The organism is Demequina oxidasica (genome assembly GCF_000975115.1).
In the GTDB taxonomy this organism is placed as follows: Bacteria; Actinomycetota; Actinomycetes; order Actinomycetales; family Demequinaceae; genus Demequina; species Demequina oxidasica.
In genome coordinates, this window is sequence record NZ_BBRE01000001.1 from 1,077,546 (window position 1) to 1,100,532 (window position 22,987).

At 63.9% G+C, this 22,987-nt stretch carries 22 protein-coding genes; 7 read left to right on the forward strand and 15 right to left on the reverse strand.

Features of this window, described 5'->3' with window-relative positions:
* Window positions 1-113 precede the first annotated feature (113 nt).
* Window positions 114-1,499 carry a mercuric reductase gene (locus AOP77_RS04995; RefSeq protein ID WP_062210139.1) on the reverse strand — a complete coding sequence of 462 codons (1,386 nt, stop codon included), beginning with the start codon at window positions 1,497-1,499 and terminating at the stop codon, window positions 114-116.
* A 108-nt stretch (window positions 1,500-1,607) separates the two neighbouring features.
* Window positions 1,608-2,306, reverse strand: a complete 699-nt coding sequence (locus AOP77_RS05000) for an MOSC domain-containing protein (RefSeq protein WP_062210142.1) — start codon at window positions 2,304-2,306, stop codon at window positions 1,608-1,610.
* Between the two features lie 72 nt (window positions 2,307-2,378).
* Between AOP77_RS05000 and AOP77_RS05005 the strand changes: the two genes are divergently transcribed.
* The 3 genes from AOP77_RS05005 to AOP77_RS05020 all read left to right on the forward strand — a co-directional run bounded on the left by AOP77_RS05005 (window position 2,379) and on the right by AOP77_RS05020 (window position 7,381).
* The gene (locus AOP77_RS05005) at window positions 2,379-3,176 is read left to right on the forward strand and encodes a CPBP family intramembrane glutamic endopeptidase (RefSeq protein WP_062210145.1); all 798 of its coding nucleotides are present in this window, start codon (window positions 2,379-2,381) and stop codon (window positions 3,174-3,176) included.
* Window positions 3,177-3,205: 29 nt separating this feature from the next.
* Window positions 3,206-5,755 carry a lysylphosphatidylglycerol synthase transmembrane domain-containing protein gene (locus AOP77_RS05010; RefSeq protein ID WP_062210148.1) on the forward strand — a complete coding sequence of 850 codons (2,550 nt, stop codon included), beginning with the start codon at window positions 3,206-3,208 and terminating at the stop codon, window positions 5,753-5,755.
* 597 nt (window positions 5,756-6,352) lie between these two features.
* The gene (locus AOP77_RS05020; RefSeq protein WP_062210153.1) at window positions 6,353-7,381 is read left to right on the forward strand and encodes a cytochrome c biogenesis CcdA family protein; all 1,029 of its coding nucleotides are present in this window, start codon (window positions 6,353-6,355) and stop codon (window positions 7,379-7,381) included.
* 76 nt (window positions 7,382-7,457) lie between these two features.
* Here the strand turns inward: AOP77_RS05020 and AOP77_RS05025 are convergent, their stop codons facing one another.
* The 7 genes from AOP77_RS05025 to rpsF all read right to left on the reverse strand — a co-directional run bounded on the left by AOP77_RS05025 (window position 7,458) and on the right by rpsF (window position 12,361).
* A complete protein-coding gene (locus tag AOP77_RS05025) occupies window positions 7,458-8,138 on the reverse strand; it encodes a redoxin family protein (protein WP_201774089.1) in 681 nt (226 codons plus the stop codon).
* Window positions 8,139-8,283: 145 nt separating this feature from the next.
* Entirely contained in the window at window positions 8,284-8,859 is a 576-nt protein-coding gene (locus tag AOP77_RS05030) for a redoxin family protein (protein WP_062210156.1), read from the reverse strand.
* 67 nt (window positions 8,860-8,926) lie between these two features.
* Complete coding sequence (gene dnaB / locus AOP77_RS05035; protein ID WP_061963282.1) at window positions 8,927-10,294, reverse strand: replicative DNA helicase; 1,368 nt, start codon at window positions 10,292-10,294, stop codon at window positions 8,927-8,929.
* Window positions 10,295-10,806: 512 nt separating this feature from the next.
* Window positions 10,807-11,250, reverse strand: a complete 444-nt coding sequence (gene rplI, locus AOP77_RS05040; protein WP_062210159.1) for a 50S ribosomal protein L9 — start codon at window positions 11,248-11,250, stop codon at window positions 10,807-10,809.
* 14 nt (window positions 11,251-11,264) lie between these two features.
* Complete coding sequence (gene rpsR, locus AOP77_RS05045; RefSeq protein WP_061963280.1) at window positions 11,265-11,501, reverse strand: 30S ribosomal protein S18; 237 nt, start codon at window positions 11,499-11,501, stop codon at window positions 11,265-11,267.
* Window positions 11,502-11,530: 29 nt separating this feature from the next.
* Entirely contained in the window at window positions 11,531-12,013 is a 483-nt protein-coding gene (locus tag AOP77_RS05050; protein WP_061963279.1) for a single-stranded DNA-binding protein, read from the reverse strand.
* A 57-nt stretch (window positions 12,014-12,070) separates the two neighbouring features.
* On the reverse strand, window positions 12,071-12,361 hold the full coding sequence (rpsF, locus tag AOP77_RS05055) for a 30S ribosomal protein S6 (RefSeq protein WP_061963278.1): 291 nt from the start codon (window positions 12,359-12,361) through the stop codon (window positions 12,071-12,073).
* A 221-nt stretch (window positions 12,362-12,582) separates the two neighbouring features.
* Here rpsF and AOP77_RS05060 point away from each other — a divergent pair, with 221 nt between their 5' ends.
* Window positions 12,583-13,803, forward strand: coding sequence for a carboxylate--amine ligase (locus tag AOP77_RS05060; RefSeq protein ID WP_062210162.1), 1,221 nt, complete (start codon window positions 12,583-12,585; stop codon window positions 13,801-13,803).
* Here the strand turns inward: AOP77_RS05060 and AOP77_RS05065 are convergent.
* A complete protein-coding gene (locus tag AOP77_RS05065; RefSeq protein WP_062210165.1) occupies window positions 13,784-14,953 on the reverse strand; it encodes a DegT/DnrJ/EryC1/StrS family aminotransferase in 1,170 nt (389 codons plus the stop codon). The two genes, AOP77_RS05060 and AOP77_RS05065, sit on opposite strands and share 20 nt — an antisense overlap.
* A gap of 63 nt (window positions 14,954-15,016) precedes the next feature.
* Here AOP77_RS05065 and AOP77_RS05070 point away from each other — a divergent pair, with 63 nt between their 5' ends.
* Window positions 15,017-16,063, forward strand: coding sequence for a lipid II:glycine glycyltransferase FemX (locus AOP77_RS05070; RefSeq protein ID WP_084622324.1), 1,047 nt, complete (start codon window positions 15,017-15,019; stop codon window positions 16,061-16,063).
* On the opposite strand, the gene AOP77_RS05075 is transcribed toward AOP77_RS05070, so the two are convergent.
* On the reverse strand, window positions 16,060-18,426 hold the full coding sequence (locus AOP77_RS05075; RefSeq protein WP_160300048.1) for a transglycosylase domain-containing protein: 2,367 nt from the start codon (window positions 18,424-18,426) through the stop codon (window positions 16,060-16,062). The genes AOP77_RS05070 and AOP77_RS05075 overlap by 4 nt on opposite strands.
* A 265-nt stretch (window positions 18,427-18,691) precedes the next feature.
* On the opposite strand from AOP77_RS05075, the gene AOP77_RS05080 reads away from it, so the two are divergent.
* A complete protein-coding gene (locus AOP77_RS05080) occupies window positions 18,692-19,282 on the forward strand; it encodes a PadR family transcriptional regulator (protein ID WP_062210173.1) in 591 nt (196 codons plus the stop codon).
* 10 nt (window positions 19,283-19,292) lie between these two features.
* The gene (locus AOP77_RS05085; protein WP_062210176.1) at window positions 19,293-20,384 is read left to right on the forward strand and encodes an inositol-3-phosphate synthase; all 1,092 of its coding nucleotides are present in this window, start codon (window positions 19,293-19,295) and stop codon (window positions 20,382-20,384) included.
* A 154-nt stretch (window positions 20,385-20,538) separates the two neighbouring features.
* On the opposite strand, the gene AOP77_RS05090 is transcribed toward AOP77_RS05085, so the two are convergent.
* The 4 genes from AOP77_RS05090 to AOP77_RS05105 all read right to left on the reverse strand — a co-directional run bounded on the left by AOP77_RS05090 (window position 20,539) and on the right by AOP77_RS05105 (window position 22,950).
* Window positions 20,539-21,213: an SDR family oxidoreductase gene (locus tag AOP77_RS05090; RefSeq protein ID WP_062210179.1), complete on the reverse strand. Its 675-nt coding sequence runs from the start codon at window positions 21,211-21,213 to the stop codon at window positions 20,539-20,541.
* A gap of 140 nt (window positions 21,214-21,353) precedes the next feature.
* Complete coding sequence (locus tag AOP77_RS05095; protein WP_062210181.1) at window positions 21,354-21,977, reverse strand: DUF805 domain-containing protein; 624 nt, start codon at window positions 21,975-21,977, stop codon at window positions 21,354-21,356.
* Window positions 21,978-22,058: 81 nt separating this feature from the next.
* A complete protein-coding gene (locus AOP77_RS05100) occupies window positions 22,059-22,472 on the reverse strand; it encodes a DUF805 domain-containing protein (RefSeq protein ID WP_062210184.1) in 414 nt (137 codons plus the stop codon).
* Window positions 22,473-22,548: 76 nt separating this feature from the next.
* The gene (locus AOP77_RS05105) at window positions 22,549-22,950 is read right to left on the reverse strand and encodes a DUF805 domain-containing protein (RefSeq protein ID WP_062210187.1); all 402 of its coding nucleotides are present in this window, start codon (window positions 22,948-22,950) and stop codon (window positions 22,549-22,551) included.
* Window positions 22,951-22,987 lie beyond the last annotated feature (37 nt).

The window sequence follows — 22,987 nt, forward strand, 5'->3', positions numbered from 1 at the left end:
ATCTGCCTGCCCGCGCATGCACCACAGCATGAACTTGCGCGAACGTACACCTGCGGACCGCCAGGTTTTCTTGCGTGCGCACAACGCACGTTTTGGGACCGCTATGTGGTTCCTTACTCCGGCTTGGCGAGTCCCGCGTAAAAGGTCGGCAGGAACTCCGCCGACGTCGGGTGGATGGGCAGCCATGTCGCGAGCGCGGATGCTGGCGCGTCCACGTGCATGAGCACCGATACTGCCTGCACGGCCTCGTCCCCGTAGAGCCCAAAGAATGATGCGCCCACGACGCGGTCCTTGTCCTTGTCGACCACTAGTTTCCACAGGCCCTCGGTCTCGCCGTCCAGAGCGGCCTTAGTTACACCGTCTCCGGGAGTGATCGCGACTTCCACATTCAGCCCCGCGTCCTGGGCCTGCGTGAGTGTCATGCCGACGCGACCCAATGGCGGGTCGGTGAAAAGACCGTAGGTAGGGATGCGTCCCGCGACCGTCATGTCGCCCCCGGCCAGGTGGTCGGCCAGAATTGTGCCGTCCTGGTAGCTCGTGTGGGTAAAGGCCCCACGCCCGTTGACGTCACCGACCGCGTAGACGCCGTCGACATTGGTGGCGAAGTGCTCGTCGGTGGAGATGTAACCGCGCTCGTCCGTCTCGACTCCCACGGTCTCAAGCCCCAGGTCGTCACTGTTGGGAATGCGACCGGCCGCGACCAGCACGTGGCTGGCATCGAGGTTGTCGCCACCGTTGAGGTGGAGGCGCGCCCCGCTTTCAGTGACATCGATCCGGGAGACTCCAACGCCCTCGCGCACGTCAAGTCCCTCGCGGCGCAGCATCGAGCCAATGGCCTCGGAGATATCCGGGTCCTCGCGGCCGATGATGCGGTCGGCCATCTCCACGATCGTCACCTTCGAGCCAAATCGGGCGAACATTTGCCCGAACTCGAGGCCGATGTAACTGCCACCTAGGACCACAAGGTGGTCGGGAGTCTCCGTTAGCTCAAGGATGCGGTGGTGGTCGAGCCAGTCGATGCCATCAAGTCCCGGCACGGGCGGCGGGACCGAACGCGCACCAGAGTTAACGATGATGCGCTTGGCCGTCACAGCTCCGCCGTCATGCTCAACGGTGAAGAGGTCGCCGTCGCGGCCAGTGAGGCGCGCGGTGGACACCACGTAACTGATGGTCTCGTGATTCTCGTAGTAGTCGCTGCCACCTTCGCGCCACGCGTCGATGAGTTCGTCCTTACGGGCGACGGTCTCCGCGAGGTCGACGGTCACGTCGCCGGTGTGGACGCCATGCTTGGCCGCTGTGCGTGCCAGGTGCGCCACGCGCGCCGATGCCCGCATCGCCTTGGTGGGCCGGCATCCATCATTCAGGCAGGTGCCGCCAAAGGCTCGCTGCTCGAAGAGGGCGACCTTCTCGCCACGGCCGTCGAGCGCCGATGCGAGGCCAGGGCCGGCTTGGCCCGCGCCGATGATGATGGTGTCAAAGGACTGATGATGGAGTGCCATCTCTTCAGTATGCGCCAACGTCCGCACACGTCAACCAGGCTACGTCCGCACCCTCATTCAGGCGTTATCGGATGACCGCGTGCGAAGCAACGCGGGTGAGGGGTCGATTTAGGGTGCGGACGTGACCGGGGAACGGACAGGGTCGCCAATGCGGATTGTCCCGGGAGCGACGACGTCACAGTAGATGGCCACGCAGGCGTCGCGGGTGTCGCCCAAAGCCTTGAGCCACCTCGTAGTTTGCTCGACTCCGTCTTGCACCAGATCAATGGTGCGGCATCGCCCCAACCGGCCGACGGGCCTCAGTATCGCCCCGCCCACGACCACGTCGCCGCTCCACGTCTCCTCCTCGAACGGCTCCGAGGTTTCGACTACCATGTTCACTCGCAGCCGGCGCGGATCTGCATCGACGCCCAGTTCGCGAGCGCACCACTCAAGCGTGGCCGAGCCTACGACCGAGACCGGTCCCTCGTCGAAGTGCGAAACTGTCTGCTCCGCGCTGACCCGCACCTCTGCCTTAAGCGCCTCGGTCAACCGTGCGTCCAAAGCCGTATCGCCCACGGACCACTCGGCCCTTCCGTCGGAGACCCGCACCGCAGACTCTGCCGTACGGGCGGAGAACCCAAAGACCCCGTCACGCCGCACCATGCGCCGCGTGTTCTTGCCCGAGGCCAAGCGGCCGTCACTGTCGCTGACCGCGAACGCGCGGTCGCCGGAGAAGCCGCGAACCTCGACCTCAACCGACTCGAGCGACTCCCCGCCCATCGACTTCACCGGGTACCTGCGCAGGCTCACCACCGTCTTGTCCATGAGCCCAGCCTAGGCTCGCTCGAGTGCCGCGGGAGCCGCATGCCCCAGTCGCTCGTTAGAGTGAGCGTGACCATGGACGAATCACGCGCTGAGGGCGCCCTCACCCTGCCATCTCGCGGCCGGCTGCGCGCCGAGGTCGTCATCGTCCTGGGGCTGTCGCTCGGCCAGGCCGCGATCTACGCCGCCATCCGCCTGATCGAGCGCTACCTCGCTCCGGCGCCCATCGGGAGTCAGACCTCGACCCTGAACCCTAGCCAGTCGGCTATCAACTACGTCGACCTGCTCATTCAGGTACTGCGCATCGGGTTCTCCCTCATGCCCGTGGCCCTCGCCCTCTATCTCCTCTCTGCGAACGGCACCGGCGCACTCAAGAGGCTGGGGCTCACCGGCCGTGGACGCGTGTGGTGGTCGGACATCGGCTGGGGCTTTGGGCTCGCCGCGGCCATCGGCATTCCCGGGCTCGGCCTCTATGCGGTGGGTCGCGCACTAGGCCAAAGCGTCAAGCTCAACACTTCGGGCCTTCCCGACCAGTGGTGGGCGGCCGCAATCTTGCTGCTCTCAGCAGCCGCCGCGGCGATTCTCGAAGAGGTCATCGTGGTGGGCTTCCTGGTGACGCGGCTGCGCGACCTGCGCTGGTCGGTTCCCGCCGTCATCATCGCATCGGCGCTGCTGCGCGGTTGCTACCACCTGTACCAGGGCTGGCCGATGGCGCTGGGAAACGTTGTCATGGGGCTGGTGTTCGCGTACGTCTATGTCCGGCGCGGGCGCCTCGCGCCGCTGATCGTCGCGCACATGCTGTTGGACGCCGTAGCGTTCATCGGCCCGGAAGTCATTCCGGCACACGTGCTGGAAGGCCTCGGCATCACCTAGTTTTGTCAGTTACCTCATAGAATCGACCAATGGCTTCCGACCCCTCGACGCAAGACGCCGCGCCTGAGCGTGCGTCCGCGGCGGAGGGGCTAGTCACAGCGACCGCGGTTGGCAGCCCGACCGAGGACGGGGTCGACGCACCCTCGGTGCAGATCATCGACACCCCCGAGGTGCGCGTCCACCGATTCTCGGACCTCATCGCGTCCCTTGCGGCCGTGCTTGGCGTAGTGCTCGTCTTACTCATCGGCGCCTTCGCACACGAGACAACGGTAGGCCTCAGCCAGGACATCAGCGGCTTCTCCGCGTTCCTGCAGCGATTGCTTGTGGCTCCCGTCAACGTCTTCTCCGGAATCGTCACGCTGGTGGTGCCGGCCCTCGTCCTTGGCGAGCTCGCACTGCGCAAGGAACCGCGCCGCATGCTCGAAGTGCTTGGCGCCGCGGTACTCGCTTTCATTGCGACAGTGATCGCCACGGCTACGACCGAGCACTGGGGCGGCACCGAGCTCCTCGACAGCCTGTCCGTGCCCGGTGCAGGTGGCGTGATGGAGGTGCAGCTGCCCGCATACATCTCCGCCGTCGCAGCCATGCTCACGGCAGCAGGGCGGCGCACCGACCGCAAGATGTTGTCCGCCTCGTGGAACATCCTGTGGATTGCGCTCGCCGTTGCCGCCATCTCTGGCATCGTGACCGTGCCAGCGGCCGTGGTGACCGTGCTGATCGGACGCGCAGCAGGGCTGCTGTGGCGGTACGCGCTCGGCTCAACCGCGGACCGCGCTTATGGCGACTCTCTCGCCGACGGAATCCGCCGCGCTGGCTACGACCCTAAGCGCTTGGTCCGCGCCGATGGCAGCGATGGTGTGGCGTCCGCCGCATCCATCGACCGGGTCTCTACCGCCATGGGCCGTACCCGCCAGGGGCGCGTCTACGAACTCACCACCGTGCAGGGTCATCAGCTCCTGGTGATCGCCCTCGATGGAGACCGTCAGGCCGCAGGATTCTTCGCCAAGTGGTGGAAGTCCATCCGGCTACGCGGGATCAACGCACGCGCCGATGTGGGCCTGCGACACACCGCCGAGGCCACCGCGCTCGTCTCGCATGCCGCACGAACCGCGGGTGTTCGCACCGCCCGCGTGCTGGGCATGAGCCACGTCCGCGACACCATGCTGCTGATCTACCAACGCCCGCTCGGCGTGCAGCCGCTCGCCGACCTCCCCGCCGAGGACGTCAGTGATGAGTTGCTCGACGCGATGTGGAAGGAAGTCGAGATTGCACACCACGCGGGCATCTCACACCGCTCACTGAGCTCGGACACGATGCTGGTCGGCACGGATGATGCCACCGGTGATCCCGTTGTATGGCTCACCAGCTGGGAGCTGGGCGAGGTTGCCTCTTCCACACTTGCGTGGCGCATCGATCGCGCACAAATACTCGCCATGACCGCGGTGAAAGTTGGCGCCGAGCGCGCCGTCGACGCGGCCTTCCGCAACCTGTCCACCGAGGAGCTCGAGCAGTCGGGCCCGCTCCTGCAGTCCATCGCGCTGCCCAGCACCACCCGCCACGAGATCAAGCAGGAACGCGACATCAAGGTGCTGCAGTCCGTACGTGAGGCGATCGTGGAGCGCCTTCCTGATGCTGACGTGGAGCAGGTGAACATCGCCAGGTTCGGCGTCCGCCAGGTGGTCATGATCAGCGCCGGCGTCGTGGCGGCCTACTTGGTGCTGGCCGGGTTTAACACCGAGCAGATTCTGACGGCGCTCCGCGGCGCCAACTTCATGTGGCTGGTTGCGGCCTTCCTACTCGCGCTGCTGACATTCGTCGGTGCAGCTCTGGCGATGGCCGCCTTCTCGCCGGTGAAGTTGCCATGGACCCGGGTACTCCTAGCTCAGGTCGCCGCCGCCTATGTCGCCCTGGTGGCCCCCGCGGGCGTTGGCCCGGCCGCGCTCAACTTGCGCCTGCTGACCAAGCGCAAGGTTGCTACTCCACTGGCGGTTGCGACGGTTGCGTTGGTCCAGGTGTCCGCTGTGGTGGTCACGGTAGGCGGCCTCATCGTCCTCACGCTGGCCTCGGGCTCCCAGGGCACATTGACGGCACTTCCTAGCACCTCGGTGCTCATCGGCGTCGGTGCCGTCGTGGCCGTCATCGCCCTCGCCCTCTTGGTTCCCAAGGTGCGTGCGTGGGTTTCCAAAAAGGTCATGCCCACGCTGCGTCAGACGTGGCCGCGTCTGGTCCAGATTCTGGGTCAACCGTGGCGCCTCGCGGTCGGCCTCGGCGGCAACCTCTTGATGACCATTGCCTATGTGGCGGCCTTCCAAGCAACTCTGCTGGCTTTCAATCAGCACGTCGCCATCGTCGACGTGGCTGTGGTCTACCTGTTAGGAAACGCTGCGGGTGCCCTCGTCCCAACTCCCGGCGGTATCGGCACCATCGACGCCGCCCTCGCGGCTGGACTGACGACGGCCGGTCTTGACGCCGCCACTGCACTTTCAGTGGCGCTCATCTTCCGCGTCTTGACCTATTGGGCCCGCATCCCGCTTGGCTTCTTCGCCATGAGGTGGATGGAGAAGAAGGGCGAGCTGTAACTCTCAGCACATCGCGCGTATGGGCACTACTTCAGTCCCACACTCAGCCAAATTCAGAGTTCCGACGCACCACTCGGCCAGTTTCTGGGTCGAGCCTCATTGAGGACACTGCGGTTGCCTCGCCACAAGAGGCACACTCCTTGAATCGAAGATCCAATGCCGGACCGAACTCGCGAGTTGTCTGTTCGATCAATGCCTTCGTGTTTGCACGACGCTCTGGATCATCCTTGATGTGCTCCGAGAACTCAGCCAGGGTGAACCAACGGACGTCCGATCCGCACTCCCCGCAGGAATCATTAAAGGGGCTCGAAAGAGCGTCCTTCTGTGCGCTAGTTTCATCACTCTGAGTTTGCGAGTCATGCGTGTTCATGCTGTGCTCCTCGTTGCACTGGAAGGGGTCACTCTGGCGTCCGATATCTCGTTTTGAAGCGTCTCACGTCCTCGGTGGTTCGACAAGTCGGTGGAGATTGTCGTTGAGCGAGCGCCAACTATCTGACCGTCCTGACCCAAACCCATCGCACCACACGATCACTCCGAATACCATTGGGGTGCTTCACACTGACGCACGCCCACCAGGACTTCGACTAGGGGATCACCATGCTCGACGGAACCGCGGCGGCGTACGCGCTGCTCCTAGGGGTGGTGGCCGCCTTCAATCCCTGTGGCTTCGCCCTCTTACCCGCCTACATCACCGTACTGGTGACCGGTAGCGCCGAGGAGGGCGTCACCCGGCCGATGGCGGTGCGGCGTGCGCTGTTGTTTGGACTTGCCATGACGCTGGGTTTCATGGCGGTCTTCACCGGTTTCGGCCTGCTCTTTGGCGGCGTCAACGCGGGCCTGCAGGGATCGATCCTTCCGTACCTCTCCTACGTGACGGCCGCCATGGGCGTCATCCTGATCTGGCTCGGGATTGTCCTCGCGAAGGGCGGCGAACTCAAGGGCCCCGGACTGCGCCTCAACTCGAACGCACCCGGCAAGTCCTTCTGGTCACAGACCGCCTACGGCGCCTCGTTCGCCGTCGCGTCCCTCAGCTGCACCATCGGCCTATTTCTCGCAATCGTCACGCAGGCGCTGGCCGCGACCAACCCGCTCGGCGCCGTGGCACCATTCATTATCTATGGCCTCGGCATGGGCACGTCGATCCTGATCGTCTCACTCATCGCCGCGCTGGCTGGCTCGGGCGTGGCCAGCGCGCTGCGCTCCAAAACGCCGGCCATCATGCGCGCCGGTGGAGTCCTGATGATTCTGGCCGGTATCTACGTGCTGCTGTTCGGCCTCTCGGAGATCCTGCCCAAGTTCGGCATTCACACGCTCGACCCGGTACTCACCACCACCGCCAAGTGGCAGGGCTCAGTGACGTCAGCGATTCAGTCGTGGGGGACGCCGGTGCTGATCGGCTTGGTCGTCCTGACGACGCTTATAGTGCTGTGGGTCTTCGTCGCCGGTAGGAACAAGAAGGGCGCCGATGCCGTGGCGACTACCACTCCGACGTCACCCCCGGCGGAGAGTGGCGACTCGGTTGCGCTCAACGGCACGACCGAGTCCACGCCCTCAGCTTCGAAGTCCGGCCCGCGCATTGCGGACGCCTCCACGCTCGACGCCATCCGCGGCTCTATCAAGAAGTAACGCGGGCTACCCACTGTAGAAAGCACTCAGCCGCAAGCACCGTGAGGTGCTTGCGGCTGAGGTAAGCGGTGTCGAACTAGTTCGCGGCCAGTTCGTTGGCGGCGTCGATGACGCCCTGCGCGCTGAGCGAGCCAGGCAGAGTCTCGACCGTGCCGTCGTCATTGATAAAGGCGAACGCCGGCTGGTAGGCCACGTTGAATCCCGACCATAGCGATCCGTCCTCGTCCACGAGGTGATCGAAGTCCTCGAGGCCGTACTTCGCGGTGAACTCCTTCATCGCGCCAACGTCCGACCGTCCCGGAACACCGACGATGCTCACGCCCTCGGGAAGGTTGGCCGCGGCGGCCGCGATCTCGCTCGCCTCGGCCTGGCAAGTGGGGCACCAGGGCGCCCAGAACCACAGCAGGGTGTCCTTGCCGGCGAGCGAGGCGCCGTCGAACTCGGCGCCATCGGCCAGCGTGGTCGAGGTGAACTTCAGCTGCTTGGGAACGTCAACGCTCGCCGCTGGTTCCTCGGCCTCTTCCTCGGCCATCGCATCGTCCTCGGTCGTGGCGTCCTCAGCCATGGCATCGTCCGTCATGGCGTCATCTTCCATGGCGTCGTGGGTGGGCGAGGGCTCCATGGCATCGGCCGATGCTGTGGGCGCGGTGGCGCTGGGGGATTCAGCTGGCGCATCGGCGCCGCTCGAGCAGGCGGCCAGCGTGAATCCGGCGACCGCCACGAGGCTGATGGTCTGAAGTGACGTGCGTAGGTTCATGAGGATGTTCCTTTCCAGTGGCGGAACGAACGGCGGAATGCATTGATTCCATAGCGCCCCAACGTGGGTACGCTCTCGCTCCACCGCGATTGCCCCCTATTCGGAGCCCTCCGGGAAAAGGATGGGTCAGCCTCGTGACCGCAAGCTAGCTCTTGAGCAGTTCGTTGGCGTAGTAATCGATGTCGTCGGCGGTCAGCCCGCCGCCGGAGCCCTGCATCGTGCCATCGTCATTCACGAAGACAAATGCCGGCTGCGAGGCCACGGAGAAGTTCGCCCAGATGCTGCCGTCGGTATCCGCGAGGTGCTCAATGCCGCCCACGCCGTAGTCAGTCACAAACTCCTGCATGGCCGCCGGGTCGTCGGACCGTCCCGCCACACCCATCATGGTGACGCCCTCGGGCAGGCCGTCGATCGCCTCAGCGATGATCGGGGCCTCGGCTGCGCATGTGGGGCACCATGGTGCCCAGAACCACAGCACCACGTCCTGGCCGGCCAGCGCGGTTGCGTCAAATTCCTCGCCGGACATCACGGTCGTGGCAGTGAAGTCGAACGGGGTGGATGCCTGAGCGTCAGTACTAGGCGTGCCCGCGTCGGTGGCAGGACTCGCGCCCCCTGCGGTCTCGCCCCCCGCTGCGGGGTCAGCGTCCCCGGCGCATCCCGCCAGGAGCAAGGCGAGCCCGGCGGTGGTCGCTCCAATGAGGGCGCGAAACTTAACGGTCATGACGAGGTCCTTCCGGACTGTGAGGCTTCTGCGATCGCACAATACGCACGTTCGTGGATGCACCACGCTACATGTCGGGTGCCATGTCCGCGAAGTGCGCGAAGTCCTTACGGAAGGCGACGGCGATGGTATCCGTGGGTCCAGCGCGGTGCTTGGCGATGATGAAGTCCGCCTCACCAGGGCGGTTGTCGCGGTCGTATGCGTCCTCGCGGTGCAGCAGGATCACGATGTCGGCGTCCTGCTCGATCGAGCCAGACTCACGCATATCGGAGAGCATCGGCTTCTTGTCGCCACGTTGCTCGGCGCCACGGTTCAGCTGCGAGATGGCGATGACCGGCACCTCGATCTCCTTGGCAAGCAGCTTGAGCGCACGGGAGAACTCGGAGACCTCCTGCTGGCGCGATTCGACCTTGCGGCCCGAGCTCATGAGCTGGAGGTAGTCGATCACCACGAGTTGCAAGTCGTGCTGCTGCTTGAGGCGGCGGCACTTGGCACGAATCTCCATGAGCGACATGTTGGGGCTGTCATCGATGAAGAGCGGTGCCTTGGAGATTGAGGCCGCCGTCTGCGCGAGTCGCTCCCAGTCGTTCGGACCCATGGGGCCCTTGGTGAGCTTGGTGAGCTTGACGCTCGACTCCGCGGACAACATGCGCTTGGTAATTTCCTCGCGGCTCATTTCCAGCGAGAAGATGACGGAGGCCTTGCCGGCGCCGATGGCGGCCGCACGGCAAATGTCGAGGCCGAGGGTCGACTTACCGATGGCGGGTCGCGCGGCGATCACCACCATCTGACCCTTCTGCAGTCCACCGGTGAGCTCGTCGAGTTCGCGGAAGCCCGTGGGGATGCCGCGCATTGAACCGTCGCGGATAGATGAGGCTTCGATCTCATCGATGGTGCGCTCCATCACCTCGCCGATGGGCAGGTAGTCCTCCGAGTTACGGCGCTCCGTGACCGCGAAGATCTCCGACTGCGCGCTGTCCACGATGTCGTCCACCTGCGAGCCGTCGGCCTCGTAGCCCATGCCCGCGATGCGCGTACCGGCCTCAACCAGCTTGCGCAGGATTGACTGCTCGCGCACCAGACGGGCGTAGTAGCCAGCCGAAGCGGCGGACGGCACCATCGAGATCAACGTGTGCAGGTACTCGGCACCGCCGATGCGGCTGATAGATCCATCACGCTGGAGCTCGGCGCTCACGGTCAGCGCGTCCACCGGGTTGCCGGAGTTGTAAAGCTTGACGGTGACGTCAAAAATGGTCTCGTGCGCTGGCTTGTAGAAGTCATCGGCTCGAATCGTCTCGATGACGTCAGCCATCGCGTCCTTCGAGAGCATCATCGCGCCGAGCACGCTCTGCTCAGCTTCGAGGTTCTGCGGCGGCAACCGGTCGAATGATGCGGCGTCGTTGCCGTAGGGAGGAGCCATCTCGTCAATAGACATCTGCGCTCGGATCCTCTCTTCCGGTGTCGGCCTTCGCTGCCGGGCAACAGCCCCAAGGTCGCGACGTGACATCAGCCACTTTTCAAGTGTCTCTAATGGGACTGACACGCCACCCTATGGCTCGCCCGCGGCTACGCAAAACGGCGTTGCCTGGGACCCGTGGATAGGTCGCAATTCTCCGTGGATGAATTGTGAACAACTCCCGCGACGGCCTGTGGACACATATGTGTATTACGCAAGATCGCCACTCGGCCAAACTGATATACCAGGAACTTTGGTTGTCACACCACTGGGGATAAACCTTGGGTCTAAAGTTCCGGGCGTGTCGCACATGGGCGTGTCGCCCACGGTCCGAAACGGACTCTCCACAGCCGACGCAGTACGTCGATCTCACCAGCTTTCGCACTCAGGCGGTAGCCCGACGACGGCCTTTGCACTGGGCACGCAAAAGGCCCGGCCCCTATAAGGGGCCGGGCCTTGAGACCAACGGACATCAGCCCGCGAGAAGTGCGTTAGCCAGCGACGACGTTCACGGTCACGGTGGCGGAGACGCCATCGTGCAGTGAAACCTTCACCGAGTACTCACCGGTCGACTTGATCGGCTGAGCGATCTGAATGCGACGCTTGTCGACCTTGGCGCGGTCGCCGATGGCGTCCGCGATCTCGGCCGTCGTGATGGCACCGAACAGGCGACCGGACGGACCGGCCTTTGCCGAAACGGTGACCGGGTTCGACTGAAGAGAGTCGCGTGCGGCCTGAGCCTCTTCAACGCTGGCAATCTTCTTCTCGTTCTGCGACTTGCGCAGTGCGGCGATCTGCTTCTCCGCGCCAGCTGACCAACGAGTGGCGAGCGAGCGAGGAACCAGATAGTTGTTCGCGTAGCCGTCCTTGACGTCAACGACGTCACCGGCGACACCGAGGTTGCCCACTTCGTGGGTCAAAATAACCTTTGCCATGAGGGGTTCCCTTTCTAGCGGCCGGAGCCGGCGTAGGGCAGGAGAGCCATTTCACGGGCCACCTTGATGGCACGCGCAACCTGGCGCTGTTCCTGAGTGTTGATGCCCGTCACGCGACGCGAACGGATCTTCCCGCGGTCGGAGATGAACTTGCGAAGCAGCGCGGTGTCCTTGTAGTCAACCGTCGTGACCTTAGCGGCCTTGAGCGGGTTCACCTTCTTGCGCGGCTTGCGAATTTCGTGCTTAGCCATGAGTTGTCCTTAAGAGATAAAAGAAGTGTTTAGAACGGCGGCTCGTCGGACGCTGGGGCCGAGGCCCACGGGTCGTTTGCCGATCCACCGGCAGGTGCGGAAGAACCGCCGCCGCCACCAAAGTTGCCACCGCCGCCTTGGCCGCCACTGCGCTGCGTACGCGTCACCTTGGCGGTGGCGTATCGCAACGAGGGACCAACCTCGTCGACCTGCATCTCGGTTACGGTGCGCTTCTCCCCGTTCGTCTCCCACGAACGCGAAACCAGGCGGCCGGTCACAATGACCCGCATGCCCTTCGTCAGCGACTCAGCCACGTTTTCAGCGGCCTCGCGCCAAAGGGAGCAACGCATGAACAGGGTCTCGCCGTCCTTCCACTCGTTCGACTGACGGTCGAACGTGCGGGGCGTGGACGCCACCGTGAAGTTAGCTACTGCCGCGCCGGACGAGATGAAGCGGAGCTCCGGGTCGCCGGTGAGGTTACCTACTACGGTGATTTGCGTGTCGCCTGCCATGGTTTTTCCTTTAGTTTCGTGTGTTGTATTTAGTGAGAGTCGGAACGAGCGTCCGGACTAGTGTGCGTCCGGACGAAGCAGCTTGGTGCGAAGAATGGACTCGTTGAGACCGAGCTGACGCTCGAGCTCCTTGGCGGTAGCCGACTCGGAGGTGAAGTTCACCACCGCGTAGATACCGTCTGCCTTCTTCTTGATCGGGTAAGCCAAACGACGACGGCCCCAGATGTCGAGCTTGTCGACCGTGCCCTTGTCGTTGGTGATAACCGTCAGGTACTTCTCGAGCGACGGCTGAACCGTGCGCTCTTCTACCTCGGGGTCAAGGATGACCATCATTTCGTACTGGCGCATTAATACCCACCTCCTCTGGACTAAAAACGGCCACGGACGATCCGTGGCAGGAGGGTTACGCAGTAGCGGAGAATCCCGCCGATGGCGGCAGGACCTTTTCCACCGCGCACAAGAATACCTTGCCGGCCCGACAATCGGAAGTGCGAGGTCCAGTCTGATGCCCGCGGTGCTCCCGTAGGATGCACCTGACGTGAGTTTCACCACCCGAAGGGCAGCACCGCATGAAGCTTGGCAACGACGATTTTGTTCCCGTCATCCTTGGTACGGGAGTCGGCGCCTACAACATCGCGCGCTCACTGCACGAGGCTTACCAGGTGCGTAGCCTGGCGCTAGGACGTGCGGCACTTCACGAGACTGCGAAGTCATCGATCATCTCAGTCCGCGCCTCCCGCGACTTCGACTCACCAGAGGCAATCGTCGCGACGCTCCTCGCGGTGGCCGACGAGCACCCTGACCGTCAATTGCTGCTTATCCCCACCATTGAGTACTACACGAACGTCGTGATCGACCACCGTGACGTGCTTGAGGAGCGATACATCGTCCCCCTCGTCAACCGGGAACTCGCGGACAAGCTCATCGACAAGACCGCGTTCTATCGAACCTGCGAGGAGCACGGCATCCCCCACCCGCGCACCACGGTGGTGACACCTTCGCAGCAGGGTGACCCCGGCATCGGCGAGGACTTGCCGTTCGAGTATCCCGTGATAGCCAAGCCTTCCAATACCGATATCTATCAGCGACTTTCCTTTGAGGGCAAGCAGAAGATTTATCGCGTCGACACCCCGGCGGAACTGCGCGAGGTGATCGAGCGCATCTTTGGCGGCGGCTACGAGGACGACATGATCGTCCAAGAGTTCATCGCCGGCGACGAGACCGTGATGCGCGTCGCCAATACCTACTCCGACCACCAGGGCAAGATGCGTCTCGCCTCAGTGGGTCAGATCGTGATGGCTGACCAGCACCCGGATCGGGTGGGTAACTACGACGCCATCCTGACCATTGATGACCCCCAGTTGACGGAGTCGATGCGCAGCCTGCTTGACGCCGTGGGGTACACGGGCACCGCGAACTTCGACGTCATGTGGGACCACCGGGACAACACCTCGAAGGTGCTCGAGCTCAACCTGCGCCAGGGCGCGGCGTGCTATTACACGATGGCGGCCGGCGGCAACATCGCCCGTGCGCTCGTCGAGGATCGCGTCTATGGCCGTGATCCCGGTGACCAGGTCACCGCCATCGAGGCGCTATGGATCAACCTGCCGCGCCTGGTCTCGCGCCTATTCATTCCGCGATCGCTCCGCAAACGCGTGCGAGCCGCCGCGCATCGTCGCACCGCGCACACGCTCTGGTACCGCCCGGACATGGGCGCGGGTCGCATCGTGACGGTCCTGCGCATCGACGTGCGTCACACGCTATCGACCTTTAAGTACGCGCGTTCCTGACAGCCTCGATGACCTCGCGAGTGGAGCGCGCGATGCGTTCCGCCTCGGCCTCCGTGACGGCGGTGGGAAGATTCACGATGCGCTCAATCACGTCTCGAGTGACGGAGAGGTTGGGGTCGTTAGCGTCGTAGAAGTACGTATCGGCATCGGCTACCCCGGGAAACAGCGCTGGCCGATACCAAGTACCCACGTAGATGCCCCTCTCTCGCAGGCCCCCCACGACGGCACCGGTGTCCGCGGCATCGGGCGTCAGTAGCGGCATCCGGATGAGCGGCTGGCCCACCACATCCGCGCCCCACGGCATGAGGTCCGACAGCGCCTTCGCGTAGACGGCGACTGCCGCGACACGGGTCGCCTCCAATGCGGGGAGCCCGGGCAAATGCTCGGACATGTGGCCCACCACCCACGGCGAAACACCCACGTCAGAGTGGGCGAGCCTGCCCTCCTGCTCTGACAGCGCGACTGCCGGCTCGAACAACTTCACCGAGGACAGGGCGCGCCTCGCGGCACTGCTCATTCCACCAGGAAGCCTGCGCAGGACGGCCATCTGCAGTCTGTACGTGCGAGCAGCGAATCCCAGCCGAGCACCCGGGGGCCGCATGCCCTCAAGCCTCCTGGTGATGTCGTCGCGCAACGTCTTGTCCGCCATCTTGGGATTCACCCAAATGGCCCCGCCGAACTTGGTCGGCAATGACTTCTCCGCGCCAAACGAGTGGACCGAGACATCGGCCAGGGGCGAGCCGGCGCCATCCCGCACCATTCGCGCAAGGCCATGCGCGGAGTCCTCCACGACTAGCGCGGAATTAGCACGCGCGGCGTCCACGAGACGCGCCGACCGTTCCGCGTCGACTATTCCGAACGTGTGCTGAATGACTAACGCGCCCCACGACTCAGCGGGGAGGAGGCGGTCGGGGTCCAGCGCCAGCGATTGGTCGCTGATATCTGCGTAGACGGGCCGCAGACCCGCCACCATGATGGGATCCACGGCGGTCGCGCAGGTGAGCGACTGAGTCATGACTCCGCGCGCCTCGCCGGCAGCATTCAGCGCCGCAAATACCTGCTGCATCCCATACCGGGCCTTGAACACCAGGTGCCAATCCTCCGCGGCCGTCGAGGTAAGTTCCGCCAGAGAAGTCCGCACCGTATCCACCGCTCCATTATCCCCCACCGTGTCTGATTACTTCCCTGCGCACGCGCGGTCTAGGCTCGGCACATGAGTTCTCCGACTGAATCCGTGCGTATCGAGGCTCTCGCCGATGCCGATTACCTCGCCTTTGCCGATGCCGCCGCACACACCATCGCGATCGAACAGACACCCCCGTGGGATGCGTACGATGCCGTGGTTGAGGGCCGCACGCCCTGGCGCAGGGTCGGGGCTTTCGCGGGCGACGCCTCCGAGCCCTTCGCGCTCATCGCGCTTACCGAATACGCGGGGCGTGGCTTTGACTACCTGTGGGCCAAGCACGGACCCACGTGGATGGGGGTGCACGACGAAGCCACCGAGCAGGCCCTGCGCGACGCCTTAGTCGCCTACGTCAAGGTCGAGGCGCCGCACATCGTGTTCCTCCGCATGCACGCGCGCTACCCCGCACCGGACCTCCACGAACTACTGCAAACCATCACCTACGACCGCACCGTAGTGATCGACCTCACGCTCGACGACGATGCCTACCTCGCGAGCCTGTCCAAGAAATCGCGTGCACGGATGCGGCGCGCGCTGCGGATCGAGGGCACCACTGCGAGGTGGGAGAAGGACCTCACGCGCGAGGCCTTCGATGAGCTCTACGCCATCTATGAGGAGACTGCCGGCCGCGACGAGTTTGGGATCTACCCGCCGGAGGTCTATTGGGGGATGCTCGAAGCGTTAGGAAGCAACGCGCGCATGTACGTCGCGCGACGGGCCGACGAGGGACCGAACGGTGAGCCGGCTGGCCGGGCGGTCGCGTGGGTGCTCTCCACCATCTACGGCGCCGGCGCCGTCTATTACTACGCAGCGGGCAATGCAGAAGCTCGCGACATCGACGCGGCGGCCGTTCTTGTGTGGGCCATGCGGACGTCGCTTCGGGAGGCTGGCGCCGCGAAGCTCGACCTCATGGGCGTAGAATCCGAGCGCGCGCCGTCGCTTGCCAGCGTGGGCGACTTCAAGCGCAAATGGGGTCCTGAGAGCGACATCGACGGTGCCTGGGATGTACTGGTAAAGCCCACCAAGTACCGACTTCTCAAGGCCGCCCTCAAGGCGAAGCGCACCCTCCGCGGCTAAGGAACCGCCGGCACCGCGACACGATCTGCCGCGGGGGCAGGCGTTGCCGAGGGTTGCGGCACCGGTGCCTGCGTGGGGAGGGGATCCGGCGTAGGCGACGGCTGCGGTTCCGGTGCCTGCGTGGGCTGGGGATCCGGAGTGAACGATGGCTGCGGTGCTGGTGCCTGCGTGGGCTCCGGAATCGCGGAAGGAGTCACCGAGGGCGTCGGCGACGGCTTTGGCTTTGCGATCTTGCGATCTGTGCCCACGTTGGCGCGCGCAGGGAAGTCTACGACTGGCATGTCCTCGAGGATGGGGTCCATCATCGCCGTCCACACCCGAACCGGGACCGAGCCACCCGTGATCTGGTTGAACCCGGCGAACGGCGTGATCGTCTCGGCAGAGCCGTCCTCGCCCACCTGATACATCGCGACGGCGCCCACCATGTTGGGAGCGAAGCCCACGAACCATGCCGACTTGTTGTCGGTGGACGTACCCGTCTTGCCCGCCAGCGGGCGACCAATGTCCTTGGCGAAGGTGCCCGAACCGTAGTTGACGACCTGTTGCATCGCGTAGGCGGTGTCGGCCATCACATCCGCGGCGAACACGTCCTCGGACTCGACCTCGTGCTTGAAGAACTCGGTGCCGTCGCTCTCAAGTACCGAGCTCACCATGAAGGGCTCTGTGCTGACACCCGCATTTGCGATGGTCGCGTATGCCGATGCCATGTCGATCGTGTGGGGTGAAGCATTTCCCAGGACGTTGTTCAGACTCGCGTCCAAGCCATTGGTGTCCTCGGGAATGCCGGCACGGATGGCGGTCTCCATGACGGCCTGCGAGCCGACCTCCTCGGAGAGCTGAATGTATGCCGTGTTGATGGAGTCCTGGGTCGCCTTGATGAGGTCGACCTTGCCGAAGCTGTGGTTCTCAAAGTTTTGGACCGGCTCCTCGAAGCCCGGGAAGGACATCGGACTATTCGCGATGTACTCGGTCCCAAGACCAATGCCACGCTCGAGTCCGCTGATCAGCGCGAAGGGTTTGAAGGTCGAGCCCGCCTGCGCGATGTCCTGAGTGACAGCGTTGCGCTGTATCTCCAGGTAGTCGTCGCCGCCGTACATTGACGTCACCGCCCCGGTTGCGGGATCCATCGTGACTGCCGCGACCCGCATCTTGGGGTCAGCGCCCTCTGGCATTTCCCGTACCGCTGCGACGGCATCGGCCTGGTGCTTGGGGTCTATCGTCGTGGTGATCTTGAAACCACGCGTCTCGATCTCCTCGCGGGTCACGCCGGTGTCTGCGATCGTCTCGTCGATGGCGGCCTGCAACAGGTAACCCTTGGTGCCGGCGAACACGTCATCCTGCTTGTACTCAATCGTGTCAGGGAACGTCTGTGCATCACGCTCACTCTGAGTGATGAAGCCGGTCTCGACCATGCCATCGAGCACGTAATTCCACTTCTGCTCCGCTTTGTCCGGGTCGAGGCGCGGGTCCCACGCACTCGGTGCGGGCACGATGCCAGCGAGCATTGCAGACTCTGACAAGGTCAGGTCCGCGGCGTGCTTGCCAAAGTACTCGTTCGCGGCAGCTTCAATCCCGTAGGCACCGCGGCCAAAGTAGATGGTGTTGATGTAATTTCCGAGCACCTCGGACTTGTCCTGCTGCGAGTCGATCTTCATTGCCATCAGGGCTTCCTTGATCTTGCCCGGAATGTCCGTGGTGGTCTCACCGACGTAGTAACGCTCTACGTACTGCTGCGTGATGGTCGACCCACCCTGCGTCTTGCCCTCGACCACGGTCTTGAAGAGCGCGCGCCCCATGCCCAACACGTCTACGCCTGGGTTGGTATAGAAACTGCGGTCCTCTGCGGCGACGAATACGTTGCCGACGTAGTCAGGGAGGGTGTCGATGTCGACGATCTCGCGGTTTGCCTCGCCCAGGCGACCCATCTCGGAACCGTCCGCGTAGTAAATGATCGAAGACTGCTGCAGTGCAAAGTCATTGGGCTCGGGAACCTCGAGCGTCGAGTACACGACAACCAGGCCAATCACCGCGACCGTGGCGGTCACCAGACCACCGATCAACGCCCACAGGCCCACACCTCGCAGGATCCGCTTCCAGCGCGGCATGTCCGCGCGGCGCTGCTTGCGCGCGCTGCCCTTGCCTCCACCAGCACCACCCTTGCCCGAACCCTTGCCAGCTCCGCCGGTCTTGGTCGCGGGCGCAGCCGCCCTCGCGCTGCCCGATGCAGCGGCCGGCTTGGCACTTGCGGGACGGGTCGACTTGCGTACGGGAGTATCCGCCCTGGGGCGGGCCGAGGTGGGCTGCGTCCCAGTGACGGGCTTAAACGCGGAGGTGCGCTTGGGGGTGGGCTTGGGTTCAGTCACGTGAATTGTTCCCCGGAAGTTAGGAGGTGGATGTGGCGGCGCCACCTGCATTGCGTGGAGATTGAAGCGGCGGCGGTGGCTGCGGCGCCACCCTCTTCAACGAACGGGACTCCCGATAAGTGCCAGCGAACTCGTCGCAGCGGCCCGTCTCGCAACCCCGCAACACACGCTACTCGATGTATCGCGCCGATACAACGGTTTGCTATGATGATGACCGCGCACCGCATTCCGCGGCAAAGCGACCCAACGCGGAGAGGAGGGAACAATGGCCAAGACCGACGTGCTCACGCTTGCAATCTTGGGCATGCTCAGCGAGCAGCCTCTCCACGGCTACCAACTGCGCAAGCAACTGGGATCCGAGCTCGGTGCTTTCCGCGCCTTGAGCTACGGTTCGCTGTATCCTGCCCTCAAGCGCATGGTCGGCAGCGGCCTCATCGCCGCTGACGCAAACGAGGCAGAGGACGCCCACGCGGCATCCTCGCGCCGCTCACGCATCGCCTACCGCCTCACCGATGCGGGCAAGGCGCGGCTGGCAGACGAACTCGCTTCCGCCGGCGCCTCGTCGTGGGACGACGACGCCTTCGACGTGCGGTTCTCAATGTTCGACAAGACTGACTCAGCGACGCGTCTACGCATCCTCGAGGGGCGTCGCTCCCGGCTCGCGGAGAGGCTTGAAGAAGTCTCGGAATCCATGCAACAGCGCCGCGAGCGCAACGATGCCTACACCACGGAACTGCAGCGCCACGGCCTCGAGAGGGTCGAACGCGAGGTTCAGTGGCTCGACCAACTCATCGAAACCGAACGATCCGCCCCCGGCGGAAACACTAAAGCCGCCACCGGCGGGGAAAACAACTAAGGAGACAATCATGGCCTCACTGCGCGTCGCCATCGTGGGCGTTGGCAACTGTGCCACGTCGCTCATTCAGGGCGTTGAGTTTTACAAGGACGCCAAGGCAGGCGACACCGTTCCCGGCCTCATGCACGTCCAGTTCGGTGACTATCACGTCTCCGACATCGAGTTCGTAGCGGCGTTTGACGTCGACTCGCTCAAGGTCGGCAAGGAGCTCGTTGAGGCCACCCAGTGCTCCGAGAACAACACCATCAAGATTGCCGATGTCCCCAAGACGGACATCCAGGTGCTGCGCGGCAACACGCTCGACGGCCTCGGCAAGTACTACCGCGAGACCATCACCGAGTCGGACGAGGCTCCCGTGGACGTCGTCCAGGTCCTCAAAGACACGCAGGCCGATGTCCTCGTGTGCTACCTCCCCGTGGGGTCGGAGCAGGCCGCCAAGTTCTACGCGCAGTGCGCGATTGACGCCAAGGTGGCGTTCGTCAACGCACTCCCCGTCTTCATCGCATCGGACCCCGTCTGGGCCAAGAAGTTCGAGGACGCCGGTGTCGCCATCGTTGGTGACGACATCAAGTCGCAGGTCGGCGCAACCATCACGCACCGCGTGATGGCCAAGCTGTTCGAAGACCGCGGTGTGCGCCTCGACCGCACCTACCAGCTCAACGTCGGCGGAAACATGGACTTCAAGAACATGCTTGAGCGCGAGCGCCTCGAGTCCAAGAAGATCTCCAAGACGCAGGCCGTCACCTCGAACCTCGCGGGTCCGCTCGCGGGTCTCAAGGACTCGAAGAACGTACACATCGGCCCGTCCGACTACGTCGCATGGCTCGACGACCGCAAGTGGGCTTACGTCCGTCTCGAAGGTTCCGCGTTCGGCGAAGTGCCCCTGAACCTTGAGTACAAGCTCGAGGTCTGGGACTCCCCCAACTCGGCCGGCATCATCATCGACGCCGTGCGCGCCGCGAAGATCGCCAAGGACCGCGGCGTTGGTGGCCCGATCCTGTCGGCAGCGTCATACTTCATGAAGTCCCCGCCCGTCCAGGTTGAGGACACGCAGTCCGCCAAGAACGTCGAGGCCTTCATCGCCGGCGACGTCGAGCGCTAAGCAATCGCACGTTGGCGCGGAGCGCCAACGCAGAAAGGCCGGGTCACCCCTTCGGGTGGCCCGGCCTTTTGCTCTTGCGTTGAGGCTTGCGCCTTAGGGGCGGCGCCCTATGAGGAATCACCGGCCGTGCCGGGAATCAACGCGACCACACCCGCTATTTGGTCGATGCCTCGCGAAGGGCCTCGTCAACCGGAGTGCTACCCGAGACAAGCTCCCATTGGTGGCCGGCGCTCTGTGGGATTCGCAAACTCGCGGCGATGACAGCGGCGACGTCAGAACGCGCAACCGTGCCGCGCTCGACCTCGGTTGCCAATGTCACACGACCCGTCGCGTCATCGTCGGTCAGCCCGCCTGGTCGCACGACCGTCCACGCGAGGTCGCTAGCCCGTAGTGCGGCATCGGCGTCGCGCTTTGCCGCGACATACGCGGCCCACACCTCGCCAGCATCGTCCGGCACGGGCTTGTCGACGCCGAAGGCGGAGATCTGGACAAACCGGTAAGCGCCGGAGGTGCGAGCACCCGCGATCGACTTGAGGGAGCCCTCGAGGTCTACCGTGCGTTTGCGCTCGATGTCGCCATCGGCTCCGCCGCCAGCGGCGAAGACCACTGCGTCGCTACGACCAAAGGCGGCAGCGAAGTCGTCCTCGCTAGCCTTCTCAATGTCGAGGCGGCGTGGAATGGCCCCCAGCGTGGCGAGATGGTCGAGCTGTTCGTCGCGCCTGGCCAATGCGACCACCTCATGGCCCTGGTCAATCAACATAGGGATGAGTAGGCGGGCAATCTTTCCGTGTCCGCCCACGATGGCAATTCTTTCTAGTTGAGTGCTCATATGGGCTACAACACGGATAGGGGCTCGTCCCTTCCCGAGGGGCGCTCGTCCTGACCGGGAGATTACTTGTTGCCCACACAACAACGGCCGGACCCACAGTGGAGGTCCGGCCGGAGTTGGTGGAACTTATGCGCTGTGTCCTACTGCACCGGCGGTGCTGGCGGAGCGGGCGGTGCTGGTGGTGCGGGAGGAGCCGGGGGCGCTGCTTGCTGCGGGGGTGCGGGAGGGGTGGCTGCCGGTGGGGCCGGAGGCGCGTATCCAGGCTGCGGCGAACCGTAACCCTGCGCCTGGTATCCCTGGCCAGGGTAGCCGCCAGGAAGCTGGCCGCGCTCATCAGCCTTGGGGTCCTCTCCCCACTGGTTAGCGCCCACTTGGGTGTCCATGAAGGCCATGATGAGAGGCACGATTCCTAGGCCGACGAGGCTCAGCAATACCCACCAACCCGACTGCCCCATGTCGTGCAAGCGGCGCACCATCACGGCGTAGCTCGGCAAGAGCAGAGCGAGTGCGACCACCGCGTAGAGGATTCCGCCAATGAGCATTGGGGCCCAGTTCACGGCAGCAGCGTCGAGGTTGCCATTCGAGTCAGTCGCCTCCACCGCAGACACTGCGGAGATGATGTAGGTGACCATAAAAATGATCCCGAACGGAAGCAGCACTAGGAAACTGAAAAGCTGCCACCACCAGAACTCGCTACGACGCGCGCGCCCACTAAATGTGGCGTACTTGCCAAAGACGGACTTGACGGCCTGTCCAAAACTCATGGTGAATCTCCTGTGTTGAGGTCTCTTCCGGCGTGAGGCCGGGGTTATGCGATCGCCGCTCACGTGCGGCCTTGGCAGTAGTTAGCGTTCGAGCTCTTTGGGGTCCGGACCGTACTTGTTGGGCTGTGCGTCGCCATCAAAGAGCGCAATGATCCACACCACGATGGGTAAAAACAGCAGGAAAATCGCCCACCAACCTGTTCGGCCAGAGTCGTGCATACGGCGAACTGTGACGGCGAAGTAGGGGACGATCAGCCCGAGCGACACGACGAGTGCCGCAATGTAGAAGATCCATCCCGACAGACCGATCTGGCCGACGTCCAGCGTGGAGCCTTCGAGAGCACCACTCTGCACTGCCATCACCGAGAACATCGCGACCAGAAATCCGACGACGAACCACTGAATCAGCACGAACCACCAGAACTCCCGGCGACGGGCGCGGTTGTGAAAATCCGCGTACTGCGTCAGGGCCTTCATGAACCAACCAATAGTCATCGTTCAAACTCCGCTCGTAGGCATGTGTCGTGACAGAACGTACCGCCTGGACGCGCTACGCACAATCACACGCGCATCACACGTCGGTAGAAATGGGGTCCGGACCGTACCTGTTGGCGGTGGCGTCCCCGGGAAGAAGCGCGAGGATATAAACCACGAGCGGGATGATGAAGAGGAAGAGCACCCAAGCGCCGGACTTGCCAGAGTCATGCATGCGCCGCACCGACACTGCGAAATGCGGAATGATCAAAATGAGCCCGATCGCGAGTGCGGCGATGAGGAATGCCCATCCCGAGGTCGTGACCACGGCACTGTTGAAGGTAGATCCCTCGACCGCGTCACCTGACGTCGCGAAGAACCCTCCCGCCAGGACCCATAGAAGGACCCAGCTGATGATCACAAACCACCAGTACTCCTTGCGACGCGAGCGTCCACTGAACTCGCCATAGCGGCCGATCGCCCTAAAGAACCAGTTCATGACGTCCCCCGTCGGTTATGCCCGCGCTTCCTTGCAC